Below are 20,705 nucleotides of genomic sequence, written 5' to 3'. Positions count from 1 at the left end.
TGGTGAGGGGTTACGCGGGAAGCCGGTCACCGATCAGGGCGAGGCACTGGATGGCCGCCAGGCCGTACTGCGCCGAGGCGTTGGTCGACAGGCCGGCCTCGTCGACCGGTTTGAGCACCTTCGGGCCTTCGACCCGTACGGACCGGAAGTCGTGGGTCTTGGGGTATCCGGCGTGGCCGGTGTCGAACTCCTTCCATGCCCGGGCCGCGAGGCCCGCGTCGCCGAGCCTGACGGCGGCGTAGGCGGTGAGGCGGGAGTGGGCCTGGCGCAGGTTCTGGCTGCCGAACGACTGGCCGGTCTCGGCCTGCTGCTCGGCGGCGGTGCCGTTGTACAGGCGGCAGTACTGCAGCCACGCCCTGGTGAACGCCTCGTCACCGGTCAGGGAGATGAGCTCGCTGCACAGCTCGACCAGGCCGAACACCGCGCCGAGCGAGCCGACGCTGACCGCGGTCCCGGTGGGTTTGAAGGTGCCGTCGTCGAGGTCGTACAGGCCGCTGCCGCGGACGAACCCGTTGGGCATCGCGGCGATGGTGCGCATGCCGTTCAGCAGTTTCTCGCGGGCGATCGGCGCGCCGCCGCGCTCCCATTCGGTCAGCCAGGCGAGCGCCAGGCCGCTCCAGTCGGTGCCGGTGCTGACGCCGAGCGCGTGCGGGTCCGGCTCGTACGGGCCTGTGCGGATCTTGCGGATGGGGTCCAGGACGAGGAAGGTCCTGTCGGCGTCCACGAGGTCGCGCAGCAGGTCGCCGATGCGCTCGTCGGCGGTGAGGAAGTACAGGAAGCGCCGGTAGCCGGCGTTGCTGATGCGGGCCTGCTTGGCGCTGTCGGCCCAGTGCTGGACGCCGTGCCGCGTGCCCAGGTCCCGCCATTCGCCCAGGTGGTAGACGTCGACCTCGCCGGTGTGGCGGGTCATCGCCTCGGCGAAGCGGAACGCCTCGGCCCTGCCGGTGCGCAGGTAGTGGTACCACAGCCACAGGTCGGTCGACAGCTCGGAGTTGTCCCAGGCGTAGCCGCCGACGTCGTAGCGCCACACGTGCCGGTCGGGGTCGTAGCTGTGCATGATGTCGCCGTAGTCCCAGAACCCGTACCAGGAGCGCTGGTCGACCTGCGTGCTGTGGTGGTCGAACAAAAGGTCCAGGCGGTCCTCGATGAGCTTCCTGGCCGGGGTCGAGCGGTCCACCGGCGACCAGTCGCCGAACACCCCGGCCGCGTGCAGGTGCGCCGGTGGCGCGACGACCAGCGGCGGCGTCCGCACGGCCTCGGCCATCTCCGCCACCCGCTCCGCGGCCGGGGTGGCCTCCAGCGCCCAGAACATCAGCTCCGTGGTGCGCGCGATGCCGTACGGGGTGCCGAAGCCCGGTTCGTAGTCCTCGTAGGTGATCTCCAGCCCCTCGAGCTGCTCGGGGTAGGTGTCCTGGCCGAGGCCGTCGTGGTAGAAGCGCAGGTCCATCGGCCCGGCGTCGGGTGACCACAGCCAGACGGTGACCTCGGCCCGCTCGCCGGCCGCGCCGCGGACGTCGAGCTGGGTGGGGTGCAGCTGCCAGAAGTTGCGCATGCCGAAGGCGAACCCGCCCTGCGGGCTTCCGACGTAGCCGAGCCCGCCGGCCCGGCCGCCGGAGTCGACGGGTATCCAGCCGTGGCCGGCCTTGGTGCGCTTGCGGATCTGGAAGCCGTCGGCGCTGACCTGGCGCAGCGAGTAGTCGCCGAAGGCGGGGATCAGGTGCAGCCGGGAGGAGACCCGGGTGTCCCAGGTCGCCGTCGGCGGGGTGGCCTGCCCGGCGACCTGCGCCTGGCGGACCGCCGCGCCCGGGTCGCGGCGCAGACCGGTGATGCCGCGCACCGCCTCCGACAGCACGCCGTCGCCGCTCCCGGCGAGGCGCACGTGCCGGTCGTGGAGCTCACCCCGCATCGGCACGTCGAAGCGGATGCCGAGGCCGCCGATGAAGTCCTTTTTCTCGTCACCGTCGAACACGAAGCTGTGCACGGCGCGGATGCCGTCGCTGCCGGCGTAGAAGTACAGGCGCACGGTGAACGGCAGCCAGGACCGTCCGCCGCGCCGGTGTGCCCCCTCGATCCTGACCACCGCGCGGACCGGGCCCGACTGCTCGACCGTCACCTTCTCGGTGCGGCCCTCGAACCTCTCCCGCTTCACCGTGCCGGCCTCGTCGTCCCCGGGCTCGTCCTGGCGCAGGCAGATCAGCCGGCCGTCGCGGGCGATCTCCTGCTCGCCCCGCAGGATGGAGCGCACCAGCCGGTCGCCCTTCTTCGGGATCAGGCACCGGATGACGCCGGTGCCCACCTCGACCCGGTCGCGGCCGTCCTTGACGGTCACGGCCGCCGCCGGCGCGGCCGGGCTGCCCGCTGCCAGGACGTAGTGCTCGGCCGGGGCGACGTCGGTGCCGATGGCGTGCGCGGTCCACTTCAGCGACCCGTCGGGCCAGTAGGCGGTGGCCCATGTCTGGACGGGCACCTGCTGTCCGGCGGCGGTGCGCAGCGCGAACTCCTGGCCCTTGGGGACGGTGCCCTTCGGCCACGGCACGCCCCAGGTGGACCCCCCGGCCAGTCGTCCGGGGACGCCTCCCTCCAGCCAGTGGAGCCGGACACCGTCGTCGAGCACGCCGCGTGCCGCCGTCGGCCGGGTGGCCGCGGCGCGTGCCGGTCCCGGGGGCAGGCCGATCTGACCGGCGGCGGCGGCCGCCGCCGCGCCGAGGAGGAGTTTTCGCCGGGACATCATCGCCATGGAGGGCTCCACTGGGGGGTTGGCGTTCACGCCGAGGAAACGGTCACGTGTTTAAACGTTTACATCGCAGATGGCAGCATGCCCCGCCGACGCTGTCAAGAGCCGCGATCCGCCCGGGAAGGCGGTTTCCCAGCAAGACGCCCATGAACGCCGCACGATTTCCCGCGCGCCGGCGGGCCGGCGATCACCCGGGGACGGGGATTTGACAGGAGGCCGGGCAGGGGGAAGCATCGCGCGTAAGCGGTTTACCATCGTGTTTCACTTCGGTTGGAGGTCGGATGGTCCGGCGTGCGGTACCCCGCGAGGACGGGCGGCGGCCGACGACGATCCGGGACGTGGCCGCGCACGCCGGCGTGTCCGTGGCCACGGTGTCGCGGATCCTGTCCGGCACCTACCCCAGCGCGCCCGCCACCCGCAGCAAGGTCATGCGGGCGGTGCGCGAGCTGGACTACGTGGCCAACGCCAACGCGCGGGGGCTGGCCGGAGCGAGCAGCCGCAGCGTCGCCATCATCGTGAACTCCGTGGTCTCGCCGCACTACGCCCACGTCGCCCAGGGCGTGCAGACCCAGGCCGCGCTGGAGGGCAAGCTCTGCATCGTCGGCACCACCGGCGGCGACCCGGAGCGCGAGTTCGCGACGGTGCAGCTGATGCGCCAGGAGCAGGCCGAATGCGTGATCCTCGTCGGCAACGTGGTGAACGACGCGGACTACCGCGAGCGGATGGGCGAGTACGCCCGCGCGTTGGCGCTCGCCGGATCGCAGCTCGTCCTGTGCGGACGCCCGGCGCTCGGCCCCGGCGTGCCCGCCCTCGTCGTCGAGTACGACAACACCGCCGGCGCGTACGCCGTCACCAGCCACCTGCTCTCGGCGGGCCACCGGCGCATCCTGTTCCTCGGGCGGCGCGACGGCCACACCACGCAGGACAGCCGCGTCGCCGGATACCGCGACGCCCTGGCCGACCACCGCGTGCCCCACGATCCCCGCCTGGAGGTCGAGGGCACGATGGAACGGCACGAGGGCTACCGCATGGTCCGCGAACGGCTCGGCGCGGGTCCTGCCGACTTCACCGCGATCTTCGCCTGCAACGACCTCATCGCGGCGGGCGCCCGCCGGGCCCTGCGCGAGCACGGGCTGCGCGTCCCCGACGACATCTCCATGGTCGGCTTCGACGACCTGCCCACGGCCGCCGACATCGACCTCACCACGGTCCACGTGCCGCACGAGGAGCTCGGCCGCACCGCCGTACGCCTCGCCCTCGAACGCCGGCGGGACGCCTCGGGCATGACCGGGCACGTCATGCTCGGCACCCACATCGTCGTGCGCGAGTCGGTCCGTACCCTCAGGGGCGCCGGGGGCCCGACCCCGTAGGGCCCGGACGGGCGGAAAGCCCCGTCCGGGAGACCGTCGAAGCGTTCACACCCGTGGTCCCCGGGCCTCTCGCACCACGGTCACGGGGCCGCCCGCCCGAAGACGCGCCAGCCGTGGGCGCCGATGACGTCACCGGCCTCGCTGCCCGCCTCGACCGGGCGGCCGAAAGGCGAGGACGGCGTGAACGGCTCCCCGGAGTGGTTGACGACGAACAGGTACCCGTCGCGCACGACGGCCTCGACGTGCGGCGGCAGGTCCTCGGCGACGGGACGGACGCCCGCGTCGGCGAGGATCCGCGCGGTGAGCGCCCGCATGCCCTCCTCGTCGGGAACGGTGGCCAGGTAGTAGGCCGTCCCCGAACCGCTCACCCGCGACGTGAAGGCCGGGCGCCCCCGGAGCCTGCCGTCGCCGAAACGGCCGAGGACCGTCGCGTCGACCACGTCGAGTTCCTCGGCGAACAGGCGGCCCTTCAGCGAGGCGCCGTCGAAGGACACGGTCACCGCGGCGGCCTCGTGGGCGTCGTCGAGGGGAAGGGCTCCGAAGTCGGTGACCCGCAGGCCGAGCGTTGCCGCCAGCCGCGTGGTGAAGCCCCCGAGGGGGAACCTGTCGTGCTCGTCGACCACGTCGCTGAACGCCGACAGCAGCAGCGTCCCGCCACCGGCGACGTAGGACGCGAGGTTGGCCGCCGACGCGTCGGTCAGCAGGTAGAGCTGCGGCGCGATCACGACCGCGTACCGCGACAGGTCGTCACCGGGGTGACGGACGTCGACGCCGACGTGCCGGCGGTGCACCGCCGCGTGCCACTGCTGCACGATCGCGAGGTGGTCGAAGCGCACCGGGTGGTCGGAGTTCTCCACCGCCCACCGGTTCTGCCAGTCGTAGAGCAACGCCACGGGCGCCTCCACCTCCGCCGACATGCGGGGGAACGCGGCCAGGCTCCGTCCGAGCTCGACGACCTCCTTCCAGGTACGGGTCCCGGTTCCCGCGTGCGGCACCATCGCCGAGTGGAACTTCTCCGAGCCCGAGCGGGACTGGCGCCACTGGAAGAACATCACCCCGTCGGCGCCCCGTGCGACGGCCTGTACGCTGAGCGCCGCCATCTGGCCCGGCGCCTTCGGCACGTTGCTCGGGCGCCAGTTGACCGCGTCCGTCGCCTGCTCCATGAGGACCCAGGGCACCCCCGGTTTGAGGGACCGCATGAGGTCCCGGGTGAAGGCGGCCCCGCGGAACGACTCGGGGTCGGCCGGATCGGGGTAGCTGTCGTCGGCGATCAGGTCCAGGTCGGCCGCCCACGAGCGGTAGTCGGCCGGCTCGAACGCGCCGATGAGGTTCGTGGTGACGGGCTGGACTCCCCCGGCCGCGCGGATGATCGACTTCTCCATGCGGTAGAGGCCGAGCAGCGCGTCGGAGGTGAAGCGCTTGAAGTCCAGGAGACCTGCGGGGTTGACGCTGTAGGGGGCGAGCCGGGGCGGGACGATCTCCTCGAAGTCACCGTAGCGCTGCGACCAGAAGGCGGTCCCCCAGGCGTCGTTCAGCGCCTCGATGTCGTCGTACCGCCCGCGCAGCCAGGCGCGGAACGCGACGGCGGCGTTGTCGGAGTAGTCGGCGTGCAGGTGGCAGCCGTACTCGTTGTTGACGTGCCACATCACCACCGCGGGGTGGCGGGCGTAGCGTTCCGCGATCGCCGTGACGAGCTCGGCCGCCAGGCGCCGGTACACCGGTGACGTCGGGGCGTACGCCTGCCGGCTTCCGGGCCAGTAGGTCGCCCCGGAGGCGTCCTTGGGCAGGATCTCCGGGTAGACCCGGCTCGCCCAGGGGGGTGGGGAGGCGGTGGCCGTGGCGAGGTTCACCCCGATGCCGCCCGCGTGCAGCTTGTCGAGGACCCGGTCGAGCCAGCCGAAGTCGAACTCGCCCTCGGCGCGCTGGATGCGCGCCCACGCGAACACCCCCAGGCTGACCAGGTTCACCCCCGCCTCCCGCATCAGCCGGACGTCCTCGTCCCACACCGGCTCGGGCCACTGTTCCGGGTTGTAGTCGCCGCCGTAGTACACCTGAGGTGCTCCCCTGTCGGTGGTCGGTGTGCGGGCGCGTACGCCGCCGGACAGGATGCGCCCGCCCCGGAATTAAAACGTTTGTACGGGAGGGGTGCAAGCCCCCGGAGGGCGTCCGGGGGCCCGGGCGGCGCACGCCGCGCGGCCCGGCCGGTGCCGTCCCGGGGAGCTGCTGGTGACCTGGCTCCAGCGCCTGCTGGTCCCGGACGAGAGGGTGGAACAGTCGTGAGGACCTCGACCGGTCCCGCCGGGACCCGCACCGGACGCGCCGGACGCCGCGACGCCTTCGCGCGCGGTGGCGCTCCCCCGCGCGGTGGTCGCCGTGACGCTCCGGTACGCCGGGCACTGGCGCGTCTTCTCGTGTACCTGTCGCTGGTCGTGGCCGGCGCGGTGGTGATCCTGCCGCTGGCGGCGATCCTGCTGACCTCGCTGCGGACCGCGGAGGAGATGGCGGCCAACGACAACCCGCTCGCCGCCCTCGTCCCCGGCGTGACGACGCAGGTCGCCACCTACCAGGTCGTCAACGGCCTGGGGGTGATGGACACGCACTGGGCTCCCGTCCTGCTGTACACGGGGACCGACATCGTCTCCATCTACATCTTCCTGCAGTTCATCCGGTCGATCCCGATGTCCCTGGACGAGGCGGCCAGGCTGGACGGCGCGACGTCGCTCACCATCTACTGGCGCGTCATCATGCCGCTGCTGCGCCCGGCGATCGCCACCGTGGTCATCGTCAAAGGCGTCGCGATCTACAACGACTTCTACATCCCCTTCCTGTTCATGCCCTCCGAGGGGCTCGGTACGATCTCGACGTCACTGTTCCGGTTCAAGGGGCCGTACGGGGCGCACTGGGAGGTCATCTCCGCGGGCGCCGCGCTCGTCATCCTGCCGAGCCTGATCGTCTTCCTGGCCCTGCAGCGGTTCATCTACAGCGGCCTCGTCTCGGGAGCCACCAAATGACCCGACCGGCGATGAGCGAGGGGCGCACCGCGCACATCGCGTGGCGCCTCCACCGGCACACCGGCAACGCCACCGGTGCCAGCAACGCCACCGGCACCGGTGACCATGACGACGGCGGCACCGGTGGTCCTCCCGCGCTGCTGCTCCTGCACGGGTTCACCGACTCCGCCGCCTGCTGGGAGCCGGTCGTGCCCGCGCTGGCCGGCCACGGCGGCATCGGTGGCATCGGTGGCATCGGTGGCATCGGTGGCATCGGTGGCATCGTCGCCACCGACGCCCGCGGCCACGGGGACTCGGGCCTTCCCGACGGGCCCGTGGGGTCGGAGCGGCACGCCGCCGACCAGGCGCTCGTCCTCGACGACCTCGGCGTCACCGAGCCGGTCGTCGTCATCGGGCACTCCATGGGCGCGCTCACCGCCCTCACGCTGGCGGCCACCCGGCCGGAGCTGGTGGCCGCGCTCGTCCTGGAGGACCCGCCACCGTACGGGATGGGCGCCGGGCCACGCGGCGTGCCGTCCTGGCTCGCCGACCTGCGCGCCCTGGACCTTCCCGGGCGCGTCGCGTACGCCCGCGAGCACCACCCGGCCTGGGGCGAGGCCGAGCTGCCGCCGTGGGCGCTGAGCAAGGAGCAGATCGACCCGCGCTACTGCGAGCGGCCCGGCACGGCTCTGGATCCCCTCCACGACCTGGCACCGGACGTGCGCTGCGACACGCTGCTCGTGTACGGTGACGCCGACCTCGGCGGGATGGTCACCGACGCCGATGCGGACACGTTCCGGAAGGCGGCGGCCGGCACCGTGACGACGGTCCGCGTGCCCGGCGCCGGGCACAACGTCCGGCGCGACACCGCCGGCGCGTACCTGCGCGCGGTCCGCGCCTTCCTGGACGAGGTGCGCCCGCGGCCACCGCACTGATCGACCCCCACCCCCACCCCCACCAACCCCGACACCGGCCCCGACACCGGCCCCGACGCCGCGCGGCACGGGTCCTCCCCTGCCCGCACACCGTCCCGGACGGCCGCGGGCCGGGCGTCCCGCCCGCCGCGTATCACCTGTAAGACGGCGTGTCAGCCTGTACGGAGAGCACGTCGAACAGGCTGACAACAGGATCTCCTTGCGGACGATGTGAGCGCTCCGAAACCGTGGACCCCGTCACAGGAACGACTCCCGGTGTCCGAACCAGGGAAACGATGAGAACGCCCTCGCACCCAAGACGGCGCGGGGCGTTCCGCGAAGGGATCCGCATGAGGAAGCTCGCCGTTCGACTCACCTGCCTGCTCGCCATGGGCGCCGGCATCGTGCCCGCGTCCGGCACCGCGATGGCGGCCGTACCGGCTTCGGCACCCTCCGGTGTCGCGTCCGCGTCCGGCACGGCGACGGCCGCCGGACCGGATTCGGCCTCCCTGGGCACCGCGGCGGCCAGTCACTGCGTGGCCGACAGGTACGGAAAGGGGATGGGCTGCTACGGCAGCCTGTCCCGGGCGATCAAGGTCGCCAACGCGGCCGGCTACGCCGTGGCCGTGCTCTACGACTGGATCAACTACAACTCCCGCGGCGACACCCTCACCATCTCCGTCCCCCGCGACTGCAGCAGGAGCACCTCCGGCAGGGCCGACTACGAGTTCAAGCGGCTGGACCACATGGGCTGGGGCGACCGGGTCAGCTCGGTGAACACCAGGATGGGCAACGGCACGCACTGCGACGTGTTCTTCCACACCGACATCGACCTCGTCCGGGACTGCGCCGGCAAGCGGTGGATCGACAGGTACGGCCACCTCGGCCACTACGGCTGCTACAAGCGGGCCAGCTCGTTCAGGCTCAGCTGACCGCCGCCGGACCCGCCGGTCCGCGAGGACGGGGACGTCGCGGGCCGGCGGGCGCGGGCTCCTCCCCGTCCTTGCGGCGGGGAGGGACGCGGTCGCGCGGGCCCAGAATTGTAGCCAATGCGGAACCGGCCGCGGGCGGGCGCGGTGCGGCCTCGGGCACGTCCGTGTGCAATGGGCCCATGGCTGCCTTATCGATGTGGACCGACCTGCTCCGGACCCGATCGGCCCTCTGCCTGGGGATCGCCCCCTCCCCCAAGTGGCTGCGGGCCTGGAGGATGCCCGACGACGTGGACGGGGCGCGGCGGATGTGCGAGGTGGTGCTGGAGGCCGCGGGCGACCGGGTGTCCGTCTACCGGATCCAGGTGCCGTTCTTCGCCCGGTTCGGCGCCGCGGGCACGGCCCTGCTGCGTGACGTCGTCGACGGCGTGCACGAGCGGGGCTCGCTGGCGGTGCTGGACGCGAAGGTGTGCGACGCCGACGACACGATGGACTCCTACGCCGACCTCTACCTGGGGCCCGGCAGCGTGCTGGGCGGTGACGCGGTGACGGCGACCCCGTTCATGGGATTCGCCTCCCTCGACCCGCTGCTGCGCCGGGCCCGTGACAGCGGGACGCTCGTCATGGTGCTCGTGCGCACCTCCAACCACGCGGCCGGCGGGGTGCAGGGCGCGGTGACGGGCTCGCGCACCGTCGCGCAGCGTACGGCCGACGAGGTGCAGGGGTGGAACGACGAGAACGGGGTGGCGGCCGCGGCCGTGGTCGGGGCCGGCCGCGAGGAGGCCGCCGAGCTGGTGGCCCGGATGCCGTCGGCGGTCGTGGAGCTGCCGGGTCTCGGCCGGGCCGGACGCGCCACCGGTGACCTCGTCGCCGTGGCCGCCGGTGCCCCCGGGCGCGCCGTGCTGCCGGTCACGACCGGCGTGCTGCGCCACGGGCCGGACGTCGCCGCGCTGGGCGCGAGCATCGCGACCTGGCGGGAGGAGATCGGGGCGGAGGTCCCGGCGTGCTGATCGAGCTGCGGCCGGGCACCTCGCGGGAGGCCGCCGAGGAGGTGGCCGCGCGGGCCGCGGAGCACGAGGACGTCACCGCCTGGCCGGTGCACCTGGCCGGCCGGTCGTTCGTGGTGGTGAGCGGTGACGAGTCCCTCGTCAGCGTGCCCGACTCGCCCGCCGTGCTGGCCCGCCGCCCCACCCCCGACGGCCACTGGCTGGTACGGCGGGAGAGCGGGGTGGCGCCGCGCGAGGTCACGATCGGCCCCACCCCGCCACCCGGTCCCACCGCGTCCACGGCGTCCACGGCGTCCACGGCGTCCACGGCGTCCGGCTCCGCGGCTCCCCGTATCGCGCCCGAAGAGCCCGGGGAGCCCGGGGAGCCCGGGGAGACCGGAGAGACCGGGAAGGCAGGTGACGTGATCCGCGGCGCGGTCGTCGGGGGTCCGCGGCTGTGGTGGGCGGCGGGGCCGTGCGCGCTGGAGTCCCCGCGGGACGCGCTCGAGACGGCGATGGCGGTCAGGGCGCAGGGGGCGCACGCCCTGCGGGCCGGGCTGTACAAGACCCGCAGCAGCCCCTACCACTTCCCCGGCAAGGGCAGGCGGGGCCTGGAGACGCTCGCGGAGATCCGGCGGGCGGCGGCCATCCCCGTGATCACCGAGGTGTGCGACCCGCGCGAGGTGCCGGCGACCGCCGAGGTGGCCGACTGCCTCCAGGTGGACGGGCGGCAGATGGACAATCGCCCGCTCCTGGCCGAGCTGGGAGCCCAGCCCCGTCCCGTGCTGCTGATGCGCCGGCCGCAGGCGAGCCTGGACGACTGGCTGCGGGCGGCGGAGTTCGTCCTCGCCCGCGGCAACAACGCCGTGGTGCTCTGCGCGGGAGCCTCGGGGACGCCGCCGCTGCCGGGCTTCGGGGCGATCGCCGCCCTGCGCGCCCGTACCGGCCTGCCCGTGGTCTTCGACCCCAGCCACAGCACCGGTTCGGCCTCGCTGGTGGCGCCGGCCTCGCTGGCGGCCGCGGCGTACGGCGCGGACGGGCTGCTCATCGAGTCGTGCCCGAAGCCCGAGAGGATGTACCGGCCGGGCGACGCGGCCCACATGTTCCCTCCCGAGTCCCTGGCGGACCTGGTCTCCGCGTGCGAGCGGACCCGGGACTCCGCACGATCCCTGGCGGTGCCGCGATGACTGTTTCCACTGGTTCCCCCTCGTCCACGACCACCCCGCCGACCGCCGCGACCACCGCGACCACCGCGTCCACGACGACCGGCGCCACCACGGCTACCTCGGTGACCTCGGTGACCGGCGTGTCGTCCCCCGCGGGCCCTTCGGCCTCCCACGGCCCGGTGTCACGTCCGGCGAGCTGGCTGGTGCCGCTGCACAGACCGGCGCGGCCCCGCGCGCGGCTGGTCTGCGTGCCCAACGCCGGGGGCGGCGCCACGACGTTCCGCGGCTGGGCCGACCTGCTGCCCGGTGACGTGGAGCTGTGGGCGATGCGCTCACCCGGCAGGGAGACCCGGATCGCGGAGAAGCCCCCGAACCGGCTGTCGATGATCATCGATCCGGTGATCGACGGGTTGTCGCGGCTGGAGCCGCTGCCGTTCGCGCTGTTCGGGCACAGCATGGGCGCGCTGGTGTCGTTCACGGTGGCGCGGCGCCTGCGCTCGCGCGGCCTGCCGGGCCCGGGGCGGTTGTTCGTGTCGGGCTGGAACGCGCCCCAGTGCAGGGACGGCATGCCGCGGCTCGGCCGGCTGGACGACGAGGAGCTGATGCGGGTGCTGCACCGGCTGGACGGCATCCCGCCGGAGGTGATCGGCAACCCCGAGCTGATGAGCCTCATCATGCCGGTGCTGCGGGCCGACCTGAACGCCGCGGAGTCCTACGTCCACGAGGACGAGCCGCCGCTGGCCTGCCCGATCTCGGTGTTCGGCGGGAACGGCGACCCGACGACGACGGCCGGCGGGCTGGGTGCGTGGAGCGCGCAGACCGGTTCGGCGTTCCGGCTGCGGCTGCTTCCCGGCGGGCACTTCTTCATCCACACCCAGCGCCGTACGCTGCTCCGCGCGATACGGGCGGACCTCGGCACCTGCCGGTGAGCGCGGGACCGGACGGGGCCCGGCCCGGGCCCCGTCCGGGAGGGACGAGACGGGACCGGGACGGACGTCACGGACGGGACGGGGCCGGCGCTCCCGGACGGTGAGCGGGACGGGACGGTCTCGCGCGGGCCTCAGCGCTTCTTGGCGGTGAGTTTGCCCGTGGTCAGGACGGCCTCGGTGCCGTAGAAGCGGCCGACGCGCTCGACCTCCCGCTCCAGCTCCTTGGTCCGGCCGGAGCCGAGCTCGACGAACGACTCGACCTTGACCTCCAGCCTGCCGCCCTTCTCCTTGCGCTCCCACATCCCGGCCACGACGCCGTCGACGAGCATGATCTGGTGGGCGACCGCGCCCTCGTACTTTCCGCGGCCGTGCTCGAAGACGCGCGCGGCCGTGTCCTTGGGCACGACGACCTCCTTGGGGCCGCTGCCGAGGACGTATGCCTCGTACTGGGGCAGCAGCCGCAGGCAGCTCCGGTCGGACGGCCAGCGGCCCTCGTCGGAGGCCAGGACGTACGCCTTGCGTCCCTCGACCTCGACCTGGGCGACCTCGTCGCCGAGCGACTCCAGCGCCTCGCGCGCCTCGGGCGGCCTGAGCGCGAACCAGCGTGCCAGGTCCTGGTGGGTGGCGGGCCCGTACGCGCGCAGGTAGCGGCGTACGATCTCCATGGCCGACTCCTCCGGGTCGGGCTGGTCCTTGGCCTCGACCTTCAGCCCCGCCCACCGGTCGGGCCTGACGTAGGTGACCTTGGCGCCCCGCACCGGCCCGAAGCAGAGCACGCCGAGGTAGGCGACGGGGCGCAGCAGCTCGCCCCAGTTGGAGGTGAGCTTGTCCTCGGCCCAGGCGCCGACCCGGCCGGAGACCTCCTTGGCCAGCTCCTCGCGGGTCAGGCACTCCCCGTCCAGCGCCTCGCGGACCGCGTCGACGAACGCCTCGCCCTGCTTGGCGGTGAGCCCGTGGTGGGCGTGCCAGCTGCCCTTGGCCCGCCAGTAGGGCTTCCAGCGCATGGCCGCCATCCACAGCGCCAGCTCGTCGGCGGCGTGCACGTGCAGGGTGCCGCGCAGGCTGTACGTCTTGATCAGCCGTTTCTTGTCGTACAGCTCCGCGCGGACCTGCTCCTGCGTGGCGTCCTTCACCCGTGACCCGATGGCCAGCTCGGCCGCGGCGGCGACCTGCGACTGGATCCCGCACACGTCGCGTACGGGTTTGCGCAGGTCGCCGGAGACGGGTTTCACGAGATGGTGGCGGGCCAGCCGCCGCGCGTGGACCTGATCCCAGGTGAGTGAGTTCATGGCCTGTGCTTCTACCCCATGGGGTGCAGCCGAACCTGGACGTGCTTGACGCCGTTGATGACGGGAGAGCGCAGATAGTCGGGCGGCCCGAGCAGCTCGGCACCCGACACCGAGGACACCAGCTCGTCGAGGAAGACCGTGAGCTCCAGTTCCGCGAGAGCGGCTCCCAGGCAGAAGTGCGGTCCCGAGCCGAACGCGACGTGCCCGTTGCGGGAGCTGCGGGGACGCCCGACGTCGAACACCTCCGGCGCGTCGAACACGCGTTCGTCACGGTTGGCGGAGGTGTGCCAGATGACGACGTCCTGCCCCGGCCGGATGGTCTTGCCGTGCAGCTCGGTCTCGCGGACGGCGCGGCGCAGCACGTGCCGGCTGGGCGAGGTCCAGCGCAGCAGCTCGCCGACCGCGTTCGGCATCAGCTCGCGTTCTCTGCGCAGCCGGTCCCACTGGTCGGGGTGCTCCATGAAGGCCAGCAGCCCCCCGACGGCCGCGTGCCGGGTGGTCTCGTTGCCCCCGAGCATCAGCACGTCGAAGAAGAGCAGGCACTCCTCCTCGGTCAGCACCCCGGCGTCCTGGGAACGGGCGAGCAGGCTGACGATGTCGTCGCCCGGCGACCTGCGGCGCTTCTCCACCAGGCCCTGGCAGTACAGCAGGAGCTGTCCGTGCGCCTGGGCGGCGTTGGCGCGCACGTCGGAGGTCATCTGGTACTCGCTGTCGTGCGAGCCGAAGGCCGTGGAGGTGAGCCTGAGCATCAGGTCCCAGTCCTCGCGCGGCACGTCGAGCAGCGCGGAGATGCCCGCGACGGGCAGTGCCGCCACGACGGTGGCGAAGTCGCAGTCCCGGCGCTCCAGCGCGTCGGCGAACACGTCCTTGACGACCGAGCGCAGGTAGGGCTCGAGCGCGGCGATGGCCCGCGGCGTGAAGCACTTGTTGACCAGCTTGCGCAGCTCGGTGTGCCGCGGCGGGTCGGTCGTGTTGATCATCTTTCCGGATCCCTGGTCACCGGTGTTGCGGTGCGGGCCCAGGGTGTTGGTCTGGTTGGAGCTGAAGGTCCGGGGGTCCTTCTGGACCTTCACGCAGTCCTCGTACCGGGTGACCGACCAGAAGCCGGGTTCCCTGCCGTCGGGGTTCCAGTAGAGCGGATCGTTGTCGCGCAGGTGGCGGAAGACCTCGTGGGGCCTGTCGCCGACGTGCAGATCGGCATCGGCCAGATCAACGTCAGTCATTGGGAACTTCCCATTCCTCGGAGAATTCTCCGGTAGAAGTCATCTCGCCGGCGGGATGGCGGTGATTGACCGGCGGGGCGGGTCCGACTAATGCGAGGGCGGGATTATAGGCCGACCTCCGGCCCTTCGCCCGGGTGCTTTTCCGCGTTTCCGGTGACATGGTTATCGTCCTCCCATGGTTCTACGTGTCAAGCTGACTCTGTCACTGCTCACGGCCTCCGCCCTGGTGGGAGGCGCTGCTCCGCCGGTGGAACGGCCTGTCGCGGTAGAGGCCGCGAGACCGTTCACGATGCAGGACTTCATGACCACGAAGAAACTCGGCCAGGCCGTCCCCTCCCCGGACGGTAAAGCCGTCGCGGTGGTCGTGAAACGCGGCCCCGGCGAGTCGACCAGATATGGCGCATCATTTGTCGACGGAAACGAGCGCGCCGACATCTGGGTGGCCGACGGCGACGGCCCGGCCCGCGACGTGACGCACGGCGTCAAGGACGGCACCGGCCACTACAACCCGGTGTGGTCGCCCGACGGGCGCATGCTGGCCTTCGCCTCCACCCGCGGTGGCGACGACGTGTTCCTGCACGTGTGGAACCGCGAGACCGGCGAGATCCGCAAGCTGACCCCGCGCGGGGTGCAGACGATGACGAACGCCTCCGGCTACCTCATCCAGTGGCTGGACGCGCGGCGGGTCGCCGCCCCGATGGTGAACGCCGGCCGCTGGACCCTGGAGTACGGGCAGTGGCTGGAGGCCCAGCGCGTCGCCCCGAAGGAGTGGGCCAAGGTCGAGCGCGGCAAGGAGGACACCGCCTTCGTGTTCGACAGCTCCGCGACCGACGACCAGGACGCGCTGGACGAGCAGGTCGCGGTCATCGACGCCGTGACCGGCACGATCACCTCGGCGGGACCGGCCCGCACGTACACGGCGGGCAACCTGGTGGCCGACCCGACCGGGCGGCACATCGCCCGGGTGGACGACCTCGGCCCCACCCCGGCGCGTCCCGGCCGGCTCAAGCGGATCATGGAGCGGCGCACGCAGCTGGCGATCGCCTCCGCCGCGGGCGGGCAGCCGCGCGTGGTGACCGACGTGCCGAGCCCCTCGGTCACCGTGCAGCCCCGCTGGGCGGCCGACGGGAGCAACCTGCTGATCGTCGGCAAGGCCACCCCCGAGACGCCCGACCCGTTCACCGCCTACCTGGTGCCCTCCGCCGGGGGCAAGGCCGTCCCGCTGGCCGCCGACCGGCTGCTGGCCACCGGCCTGCTGTGGGGAGCGGGGACGCCGCTGGTGCGCGGCGCGAAGGTCAAGGACGCCGCCGACCCGGCGGCCCGCCAGGACTGGTGGGCGTTCGACCCGGCGGACCCGGCCGCCAAGCCGCGCGACCTGACCTCGCGGTTCAAGGTCCCGCCGCTGGAGCTGGTGCCGGTGGCCGGCGGCGTGCTGGGCGTGGCCGACGGGCGCGCCTGGCTGATCGACCCGCGTACCGGGCAGGCGCGCGACCTGAACGCCACCGGTGCCGCCCCGCTGGCGGAACTGGCCTGGCCGCTGGACGACGGGGTCAGGCGCAACGGCGTGCGTCCCACCGACCGGGGCGGCGCCGAACCGGCCAACCCCCGCCTCGACCGCGACTTCCCCGTGGTGCTGGCGCGCGACACCAAGGGCGGCCTGTACGAACTGGCGCCCGGCGGCTCGCCCGTGCTGACCCCGCTCCCGACGCCCCACCCCGAGGCCGGCGTCGCCGGGTACGCCCCCGCGAGCCGCACCGCGGTCTTCGGGGCGGGCGGCGACCAGGGCACCGCGCTGTGGACCACCCGCGCCGGGCGCCACACCCAGCGCCTGTCGCTGAACGCCCACCTGGCCCAGGTGGCCGTCCCCGAGCGCAGGCTCGTCACCTACAGGGGTGCCGGTGGGGAGAAGCTGACCGGCGCGCTGCTGCTGCCGCCGGGTCACCGCGACGGGCAGCGCCACCCGCTCGTCGTCAACGTGTACGGCACGCGGATGATCTCCACGCTCAAGGACGTGCCGGAGTTCATGGTGAACAACCCGAGCTACCTGACCCTGCAGTTCATGACGGCCAACGGCTACGCCGTGCTCGTCCCCTCGATCCCCCGTCCTACGGGCAAGGCGGCGGCCGAGCCCATGACGTGGCCCACCAAACCGATCATGAACGCGGTGGACGCCGCGATCGACGAGGGGGTGGCCGACCCCCAGCGGCTGGCGGTGATGGGGCACTCCTTCGGCTCCTACAACGTGCACGCCCTGGTCACGCAGACCGACCGGTTCGACGCGGCGATCGCCATCTCCGGCTTCTCCGACGTGATCAGCACCTACGGGGTGTTCGACGCCCGCTTCCGCTACACGCAGCGCGCCCAGGAGTGGTTCGCCCCGGCCTACATCGAGGACCCGGCGTTCGAGTTCGGCCTGGGCAAGCCCCCGTGGGAGGACCCGCAGAGGTACGTGCGCAACAGCCCGCTCCTGCACGCCGGGAAGATCAAGACGCCGGTGCTGATGCTGCACGGCGAGCGTGACTACCTGACCCACACCGGCTCCGAGGAGATGTACACGGCGCTGGCCCGCCAGGCCAAGAAGGTGAGGCTGGTCAGCTACTGGGGCGAGGCGCACATGCCGTACTCGATCGTCTCCCCCGCGAACTTCCGGAGCATGATCGAGCAGGAACTGGACTGGCTCCGCCTGAACCTCAAGGGAGGCGCCCCGTGAGGCTCTTCTCGCCCGCCCAGGAGCGGGCCTGGCTGGAGCACCGGATCCACGGCGACGCCGTACCGGACGGGATCTCCCTGCGGCTGCGGCTGACCGGCCCGCTCGACGAGAAGGCGCTGGGCTCGGCGCTCGGGGACCTGGCCGCGCGGCACGAGGTGCTGCGCTGGTCCCTGCCCACCCGCGGGGACGGGCCCCGCCCGGTGGTGTCGGCCGGGGGCCTGCCCGCGCCGCGGCCGGTGCCGGTCGGGCCGGAGCGGCTCGGCGCGGCACTGGCCGAGCTGGAGGCCAGGCCGTTCGACCTGGTGACGGGGCCGCTGGCGCGCGTGTCGCTGCTGGCGCTCGGCCCCGAGGAGCACGTGCTGGTGCTGCGCATGCATCCGTGCGTCGCCGACGAGGGCTCGCTCCCCGTGCTGGCCGCCGACCTGGCCGAGCTGTACCGGTCCCGGGCAGAGGGCGACGAGCCGCGCCTGCCCGGCGTGCCCCGCCCCTCCGGCCCGGCCGCGTCCCCCGGCGCCTTGACCGCGAACACGAACACGAACACACCGGACGCGAGGGCACCGGACGGAGAGACGCCGGGCGGAAGGGCGCCGGGCGCGGAGGCACCGGAGGCGGAGGCAGCGGAGGCCGGGGAACGGGAGTTCTGGCGCGAGGCGCTGCGGGACGTGCCGCCGCTGGAACCGGCCACCGACCGCCCCCGCCCCGGGCGCCGCTCCGGCGCGGGCGCGGCGCACCGCTTCGAGGTGACCGTTCCCGCCGGACCTGGCTCCCCCGCGCTCGCGGTGCTCGCGGCGTTCGCCGTCGTGCTGTCACGCTGCTCGGGGCAGGAGCGCTTCACGATCGGCGTGCGCGCCGACGGCCGCCTCTCCGGACTGCTCGGCGGGGAGCCGAACGCGCTCGCCGCCGTCGCGGGACCGCTGGACGACCTCGTCCCCCTGCCCGTGGACCTGTCCGGGGACCCGGACCTCACCACGTTCTCCGCCCGCCTGGACCGGGCCGCCCGCGACGCCTGGCGGCACCGGCTGCCGTTGCAGGACGTCGCCTCCGCCCTCGCCCCGCCCCGCGACCCCAGCCGGGGCGCGCTGTTCGACGTGGCGTACGGCGTCGTGCCGCGTCCGGTCGCGCACGAGGCGGCGGGCCTGCGTCTCGAACCGCTCGGCGACCCGGAGGGCCTGCCCGCGCGGACGGCCTGCGACCTGGACCTGCGCCTGCACCCGGGATCACCGGACGCGCACGGCCGCGCACCGGACAGCGGCGGCAGCGCACCGGGCGACGGCTCCCGGTTCCGGGCGACGCTCACGTACGCCACCGACGTCTTCGACCACGGCACGGTCGAGCTGATGGCCGTCCGCCTGAACCGGCTGCTCGGCGAGATGGCCAGCTCCCCCGCGCGGCCGGTGCTCGACCTGCCGCTCGACGACCGTTCGGGCCCGATCCCGGGCCCGCCCGCGGCGGTGGACCTCGACGCCCCCGGCTCCACCCTGGCGGCGCTGATCGCCGCCCAGGCGGGACGTACCCCCGACGCGCTCGCCGTGGACGGCGACGACGGGCGGCTCACCTACCGCGAGCTGGACGAGCGTGCCCGGGAGCTGGCCGGATGGCTGGCCGCCGAGGGGGTGGGCCCCGGGACCGTGGCCGCGATCTGCCTGCCCCGCTCGGCCCGGCTGGTGACGGTCGTGGCCGGGGTGCTGTACGCGGGCGGGGCGTTCCTGGCGCTCGACCCGTCCCAGCCCGCCCCGCGGCTGGAGTACCTGCTGTCCGACGCGGCGGCGGCCGTCCTGGTGAGCTCGGCGGAGATCCTCTCCGGCCTGCCGGAGGGCGGGGGACGCCGCCTCGACCTCGACCGGCGCGACCCGGCCGTGACCGCCCCGGTGCGGCCGGCCGGGCCGCGCGACCTCGCGTACATGATCTACACCTCGGGTTCGACCGGCCTGCCCAAGGGGGTGCTGCTGGAGCATTCGGGCGCGTGCAACCTGGTCATGGCCCTCGGCCCTGAGCTGGGCATCGGTCCCGGGGTGCGGCTGCTGCAGTTCGCGCCGCCGACCTTCGACGCCTGGGTCTGGGAGGTGTTCACCACGCTGACCTGTGGCGGCACCCTGTGCGTCCCGGAGGCGGGGAACATCCTCGTCGGCCGGGCGCTGAGCAGGTGCCTGTCGGAGCGCGAGGTGAACGCCGTGCTGCTGCCCCCCTCGGTCATCGCGACGCTGCCCGGCGACGACCCGCTGCCCGGTCTGCGGGTGCTGGTGACCGGCGGCGAGGCGTGCACCCCCGAACTGGTCGAGCGCTGGGGTACCGGCCGGCGCATGGTCAACGCCTACGGGCCGACCGAGGCGACCGTCATCGCCACCTTGGCCGACTGCGCTCCCGGCGAGGGCGTGCCGCCGATCGGGCTGCCCATGGCGGGGGCGTACGCGCTGGTGCTGGACGCCGCGGGGCGTACCGCGCCGCAGGGCGTGCCCGGCGAGCTGTACGTGGGCGGCGCGGGCGTGGCCCGCGGCTACCACCGGCGGCCCGCGCTGACCGCAGAGCGGTTCGTCCCCCTCGCCGGTCCCGTGCCCTCGGCGCCGGACGCGCCGCCGTCCCGGGCGGAGAACGGACCTCCGTCCCCGGCACCGGCCGGGCCGCCGTCCTCACCGTCCTCGGCGGCGTCCTCGGCGGCGTCCGGCGCGCGGCTCTACCGGACCGGTGACCTGGTACGGCAGCACCCCGACGGGCGCCTCGACTTCGTCGGCCGGGTGGACCACCAGGTCAAGCACCGCGGCTACCGGATCGAGCTGGGCGAGATCGAGCAGACGCTGCGGGCCTGTCCCGGGGTGGACGACGCGGCGGTGACGCTGGAGGACGAGCAGCTGGTCGCCTACGTGGCCGCCTCCGTCCCGGCTTCCGCCTCTGATCCCGTCCCCGCGTCCGGTCCTGACTCTGGCCCCGGCCCCGGTCCCGGCCGCGCGCCGGTTCCCGCGCCGGTGACGGCGAGGGACGCCAGGGCGTGGACGGCCGGACGGCTGCCCGGCTACATGGTGCCGGGGACCGTGCACGTGCTGGACGAGCTGCCGCTGACCACCGCGGGCAAGATCGACCGCCGCCGGCTGGCCTCCTCGGCCGCCCGCGCGGGGAACCGGCCGGACGGGCCGCGCGACCGGCTGGAGCTGGAGGTGCTGGAGGCCTTCCGGCGGGTGCTGGACGAGCCCGGGATCGGCCCGCACGACGTCTTCTTCGCGTCGGGCGGCGACTCCCGGCTCGCGGTGACGCTGCTCGGCCGCCTGCGCGGCGGTCTGCGCCGGCCGGTCGCGGCCCATCTGCTCTGGGAGCACCCCACGGCGGCCGGGCTGGCCTCGGCCCTGCGGGAGCGGTAGCCGAAGAGAACAAGCCGGCGGGGGGGGGGGGGGGGGGGGGGGGGGGGGGGGGGGGGGGGGGGGGGGGGGGGGCGGGGGGGGGGGGGGGCCGGGGGGGGGCGGGGGGGGCGCGGCG

The 20,705-nt window shown here is 73.7% G+C and carries 14 protein-coding genes; 10 read left to right on the top strand and 4 right to left on the bottom strand.

Translation table 11 applies throughout. The annotated features are described in order from the left end of the window. Nucleotides 1-10: 10 nt before the first annotated feature. Nucleotides 11-2,737 carry a Tat pathway signal sequence domain protein gene (locus tag ACIBCT_RS37640; protein ID WP_399196797.1) on the bottom strand — a complete coding sequence of 909 codons (2,727 nt, stop codon included), beginning with the start codon at nt 2,735-2,737 and terminating at the stop codon, nt 11-13. A 278-nt stretch (nt 2,738-3,015) separates the two neighbouring features. Here ACIBCT_RS37640 and ACIBCT_RS37635 point away from each other — a divergent pair, with 278 nt between their 5' ends. Next, on the top strand, nt 3,016-4,104 hold the full coding sequence (locus tag ACIBCT_RS37635) for a LacI family DNA-binding transcriptional regulator (protein WP_399196796.1): 1,089 nt from the start codon (nt 3,016-3,018) through the stop codon (nt 4,102-4,104). Between the two features lie 80 nt (nt 4,105-4,184). Here the strand turns inward: ACIBCT_RS37635 and ACIBCT_RS37630 are convergent, their stop codons facing one another. Beyond that, a complete protein-coding gene (locus tag ACIBCT_RS37630) occupies nt 4,185-6,155 on the bottom strand; it encodes a beta-galactosidase (RefSeq protein WP_399196795.1) in 1,971 nt (656 codons plus the stop codon). A 94-nt stretch (nt 6,156-6,249) separates the two neighbouring features. Between ACIBCT_RS37630 and ACIBCT_RS37625 the strand changes: the two genes are divergently transcribed. The 7 genes from ACIBCT_RS37625 (at nt 6,250) to ACIBCT_RS37595 (ending at nt 12,018) form a co-directional block, all read left to right on the top strand. Next, nucleotides 6,250-6,384, top strand: coding sequence for a hypothetical protein (locus ACIBCT_RS37625; RefSeq protein ID WP_399196794.1), 135 nt, complete (start codon nt 6,250-6,252; stop codon nt 6,382-6,384). After that, complete coding sequence (locus tag ACIBCT_RS37620) at nt 6,381-7,115, top strand: carbohydrate ABC transporter permease (protein WP_399196793.1); 735 nt, start codon at nt 6,381-6,383, stop codon at nt 7,113-7,115. The genes ACIBCT_RS37625 and ACIBCT_RS37620 overlap by 4 nt, the downstream gene beginning before the upstream one ends. Further along, nucleotides 7,112-8,029 (top strand): alpha/beta fold hydrolase, encoded by a 918-nt coding sequence (locus ACIBCT_RS37615; RefSeq protein ID WP_399196792.1) that lies wholly within the window; start codon nt 7,112-7,114, stop codon nt 8,027-8,029. The genes ACIBCT_RS37620 and ACIBCT_RS37615 overlap by 4 nt, the downstream gene beginning before the upstream one ends. A 329-nt stretch (nt 8,030-8,358) precedes the next feature. After that, complete coding sequence (locus ACIBCT_RS37610; protein WP_399196791.1) at nt 8,359-8,940, top strand: hypothetical protein; 582 nt, start codon at nt 8,359-8,361, stop codon at nt 8,938-8,940. A 179-nt stretch (nt 8,941-9,119) separates the two neighbouring features. Continuing rightward, the gene (gene pyrF / locus ACIBCT_RS37605; protein WP_399196790.1) at nt 9,120-9,947 is read left to right on the top strand and encodes an orotidine-5'-phosphate decarboxylase; all 828 of its coding nucleotides are present in this window, start codon (nt 9,120-9,122) and stop codon (nt 9,945-9,947) included. Continuing rightward, a complete protein-coding gene (locus tag ACIBCT_RS37600) occupies nt 9,941-11,110 on the top strand; it encodes a hypothetical protein (RefSeq protein WP_399196789.1) in 1,170 nt (389 codons plus the stop codon). Before pyrF ends, ACIBCT_RS37600 begins: the two co-directional genes overlap by 7 nt. Continuing rightward, nucleotides 11,107-12,018, top strand: a complete 912-nt coding sequence (locus ACIBCT_RS37595; RefSeq protein WP_399196788.1) for a thioesterase II family protein — start codon at nt 11,107-11,109, stop codon at nt 12,016-12,018. The genes ACIBCT_RS37600 and ACIBCT_RS37595 overlap by 4 nt, the downstream gene beginning before the upstream one ends. Nucleotides 12,019-12,149: 131 nt before the next feature. Here ACIBCT_RS37595 and ACIBCT_RS37590 read toward each other — a convergent pair whose 3' ends face one another. Both ACIBCT_RS37590 and ACIBCT_RS37585 read right to left on the bottom strand, forming a co-directional pair. Further along, nucleotides 12,150-13,307, bottom strand: coding sequence for a winged helix DNA-binding domain-containing protein (locus ACIBCT_RS37590; RefSeq protein ID WP_399196787.1), 1,158 nt, complete (start codon nt 13,305-13,307; stop codon nt 12,150-12,152). Nucleotides 13,308-13,318: 11 nt separating this feature from the next. Continuing rightward, the gene (locus ACIBCT_RS37585; protein ID WP_399196786.1) at nt 13,319-14,530 is read right to left on the bottom strand and encodes a cytochrome P450; all 1,212 of its coding nucleotides are present in this window, start codon (nt 14,528-14,530) and stop codon (nt 13,319-13,321) included. Between the two features lie 175 nt (nt 14,531-14,705). On the opposite strand from ACIBCT_RS37585, the gene ACIBCT_RS37580 reads away from it, so the two are divergent. After that, nucleotides 14,706-17,240 (top strand): S9 family peptidase, encoded by a 2,535-nt coding sequence (locus ACIBCT_RS37580; protein ID WP_399196785.1) that lies wholly within the window; start codon nt 14,706-14,708, stop codon nt 17,238-17,240. After that, nucleotides 17,237-20,590 (top strand): amino acid adenylation domain-containing protein, encoded by a 3,354-nt coding sequence (locus ACIBCT_RS37575; protein WP_399196783.1) that lies wholly within the window; start codon nt 17,237-17,239, stop codon nt 20,588-20,590. The genes ACIBCT_RS37580 and ACIBCT_RS37575 overlap by 4 nt, the downstream gene beginning before the upstream one ends. The last annotated feature ends 115 nt before the right edge of the window (nt 20,591-20,705 follow it).

The organism is Streptosporangium sp. NPDC050855, assembly GCF_044456585.1.
GTDB lineage: Bacteria > Actinomycetota > Actinomycetes > Streptosporangiales > Streptosporangiaceae > Streptosporangium > Streptosporangium longisporum.
This window is presented reverse-complemented; position numbering and strand designations above follow the sequence as displayed.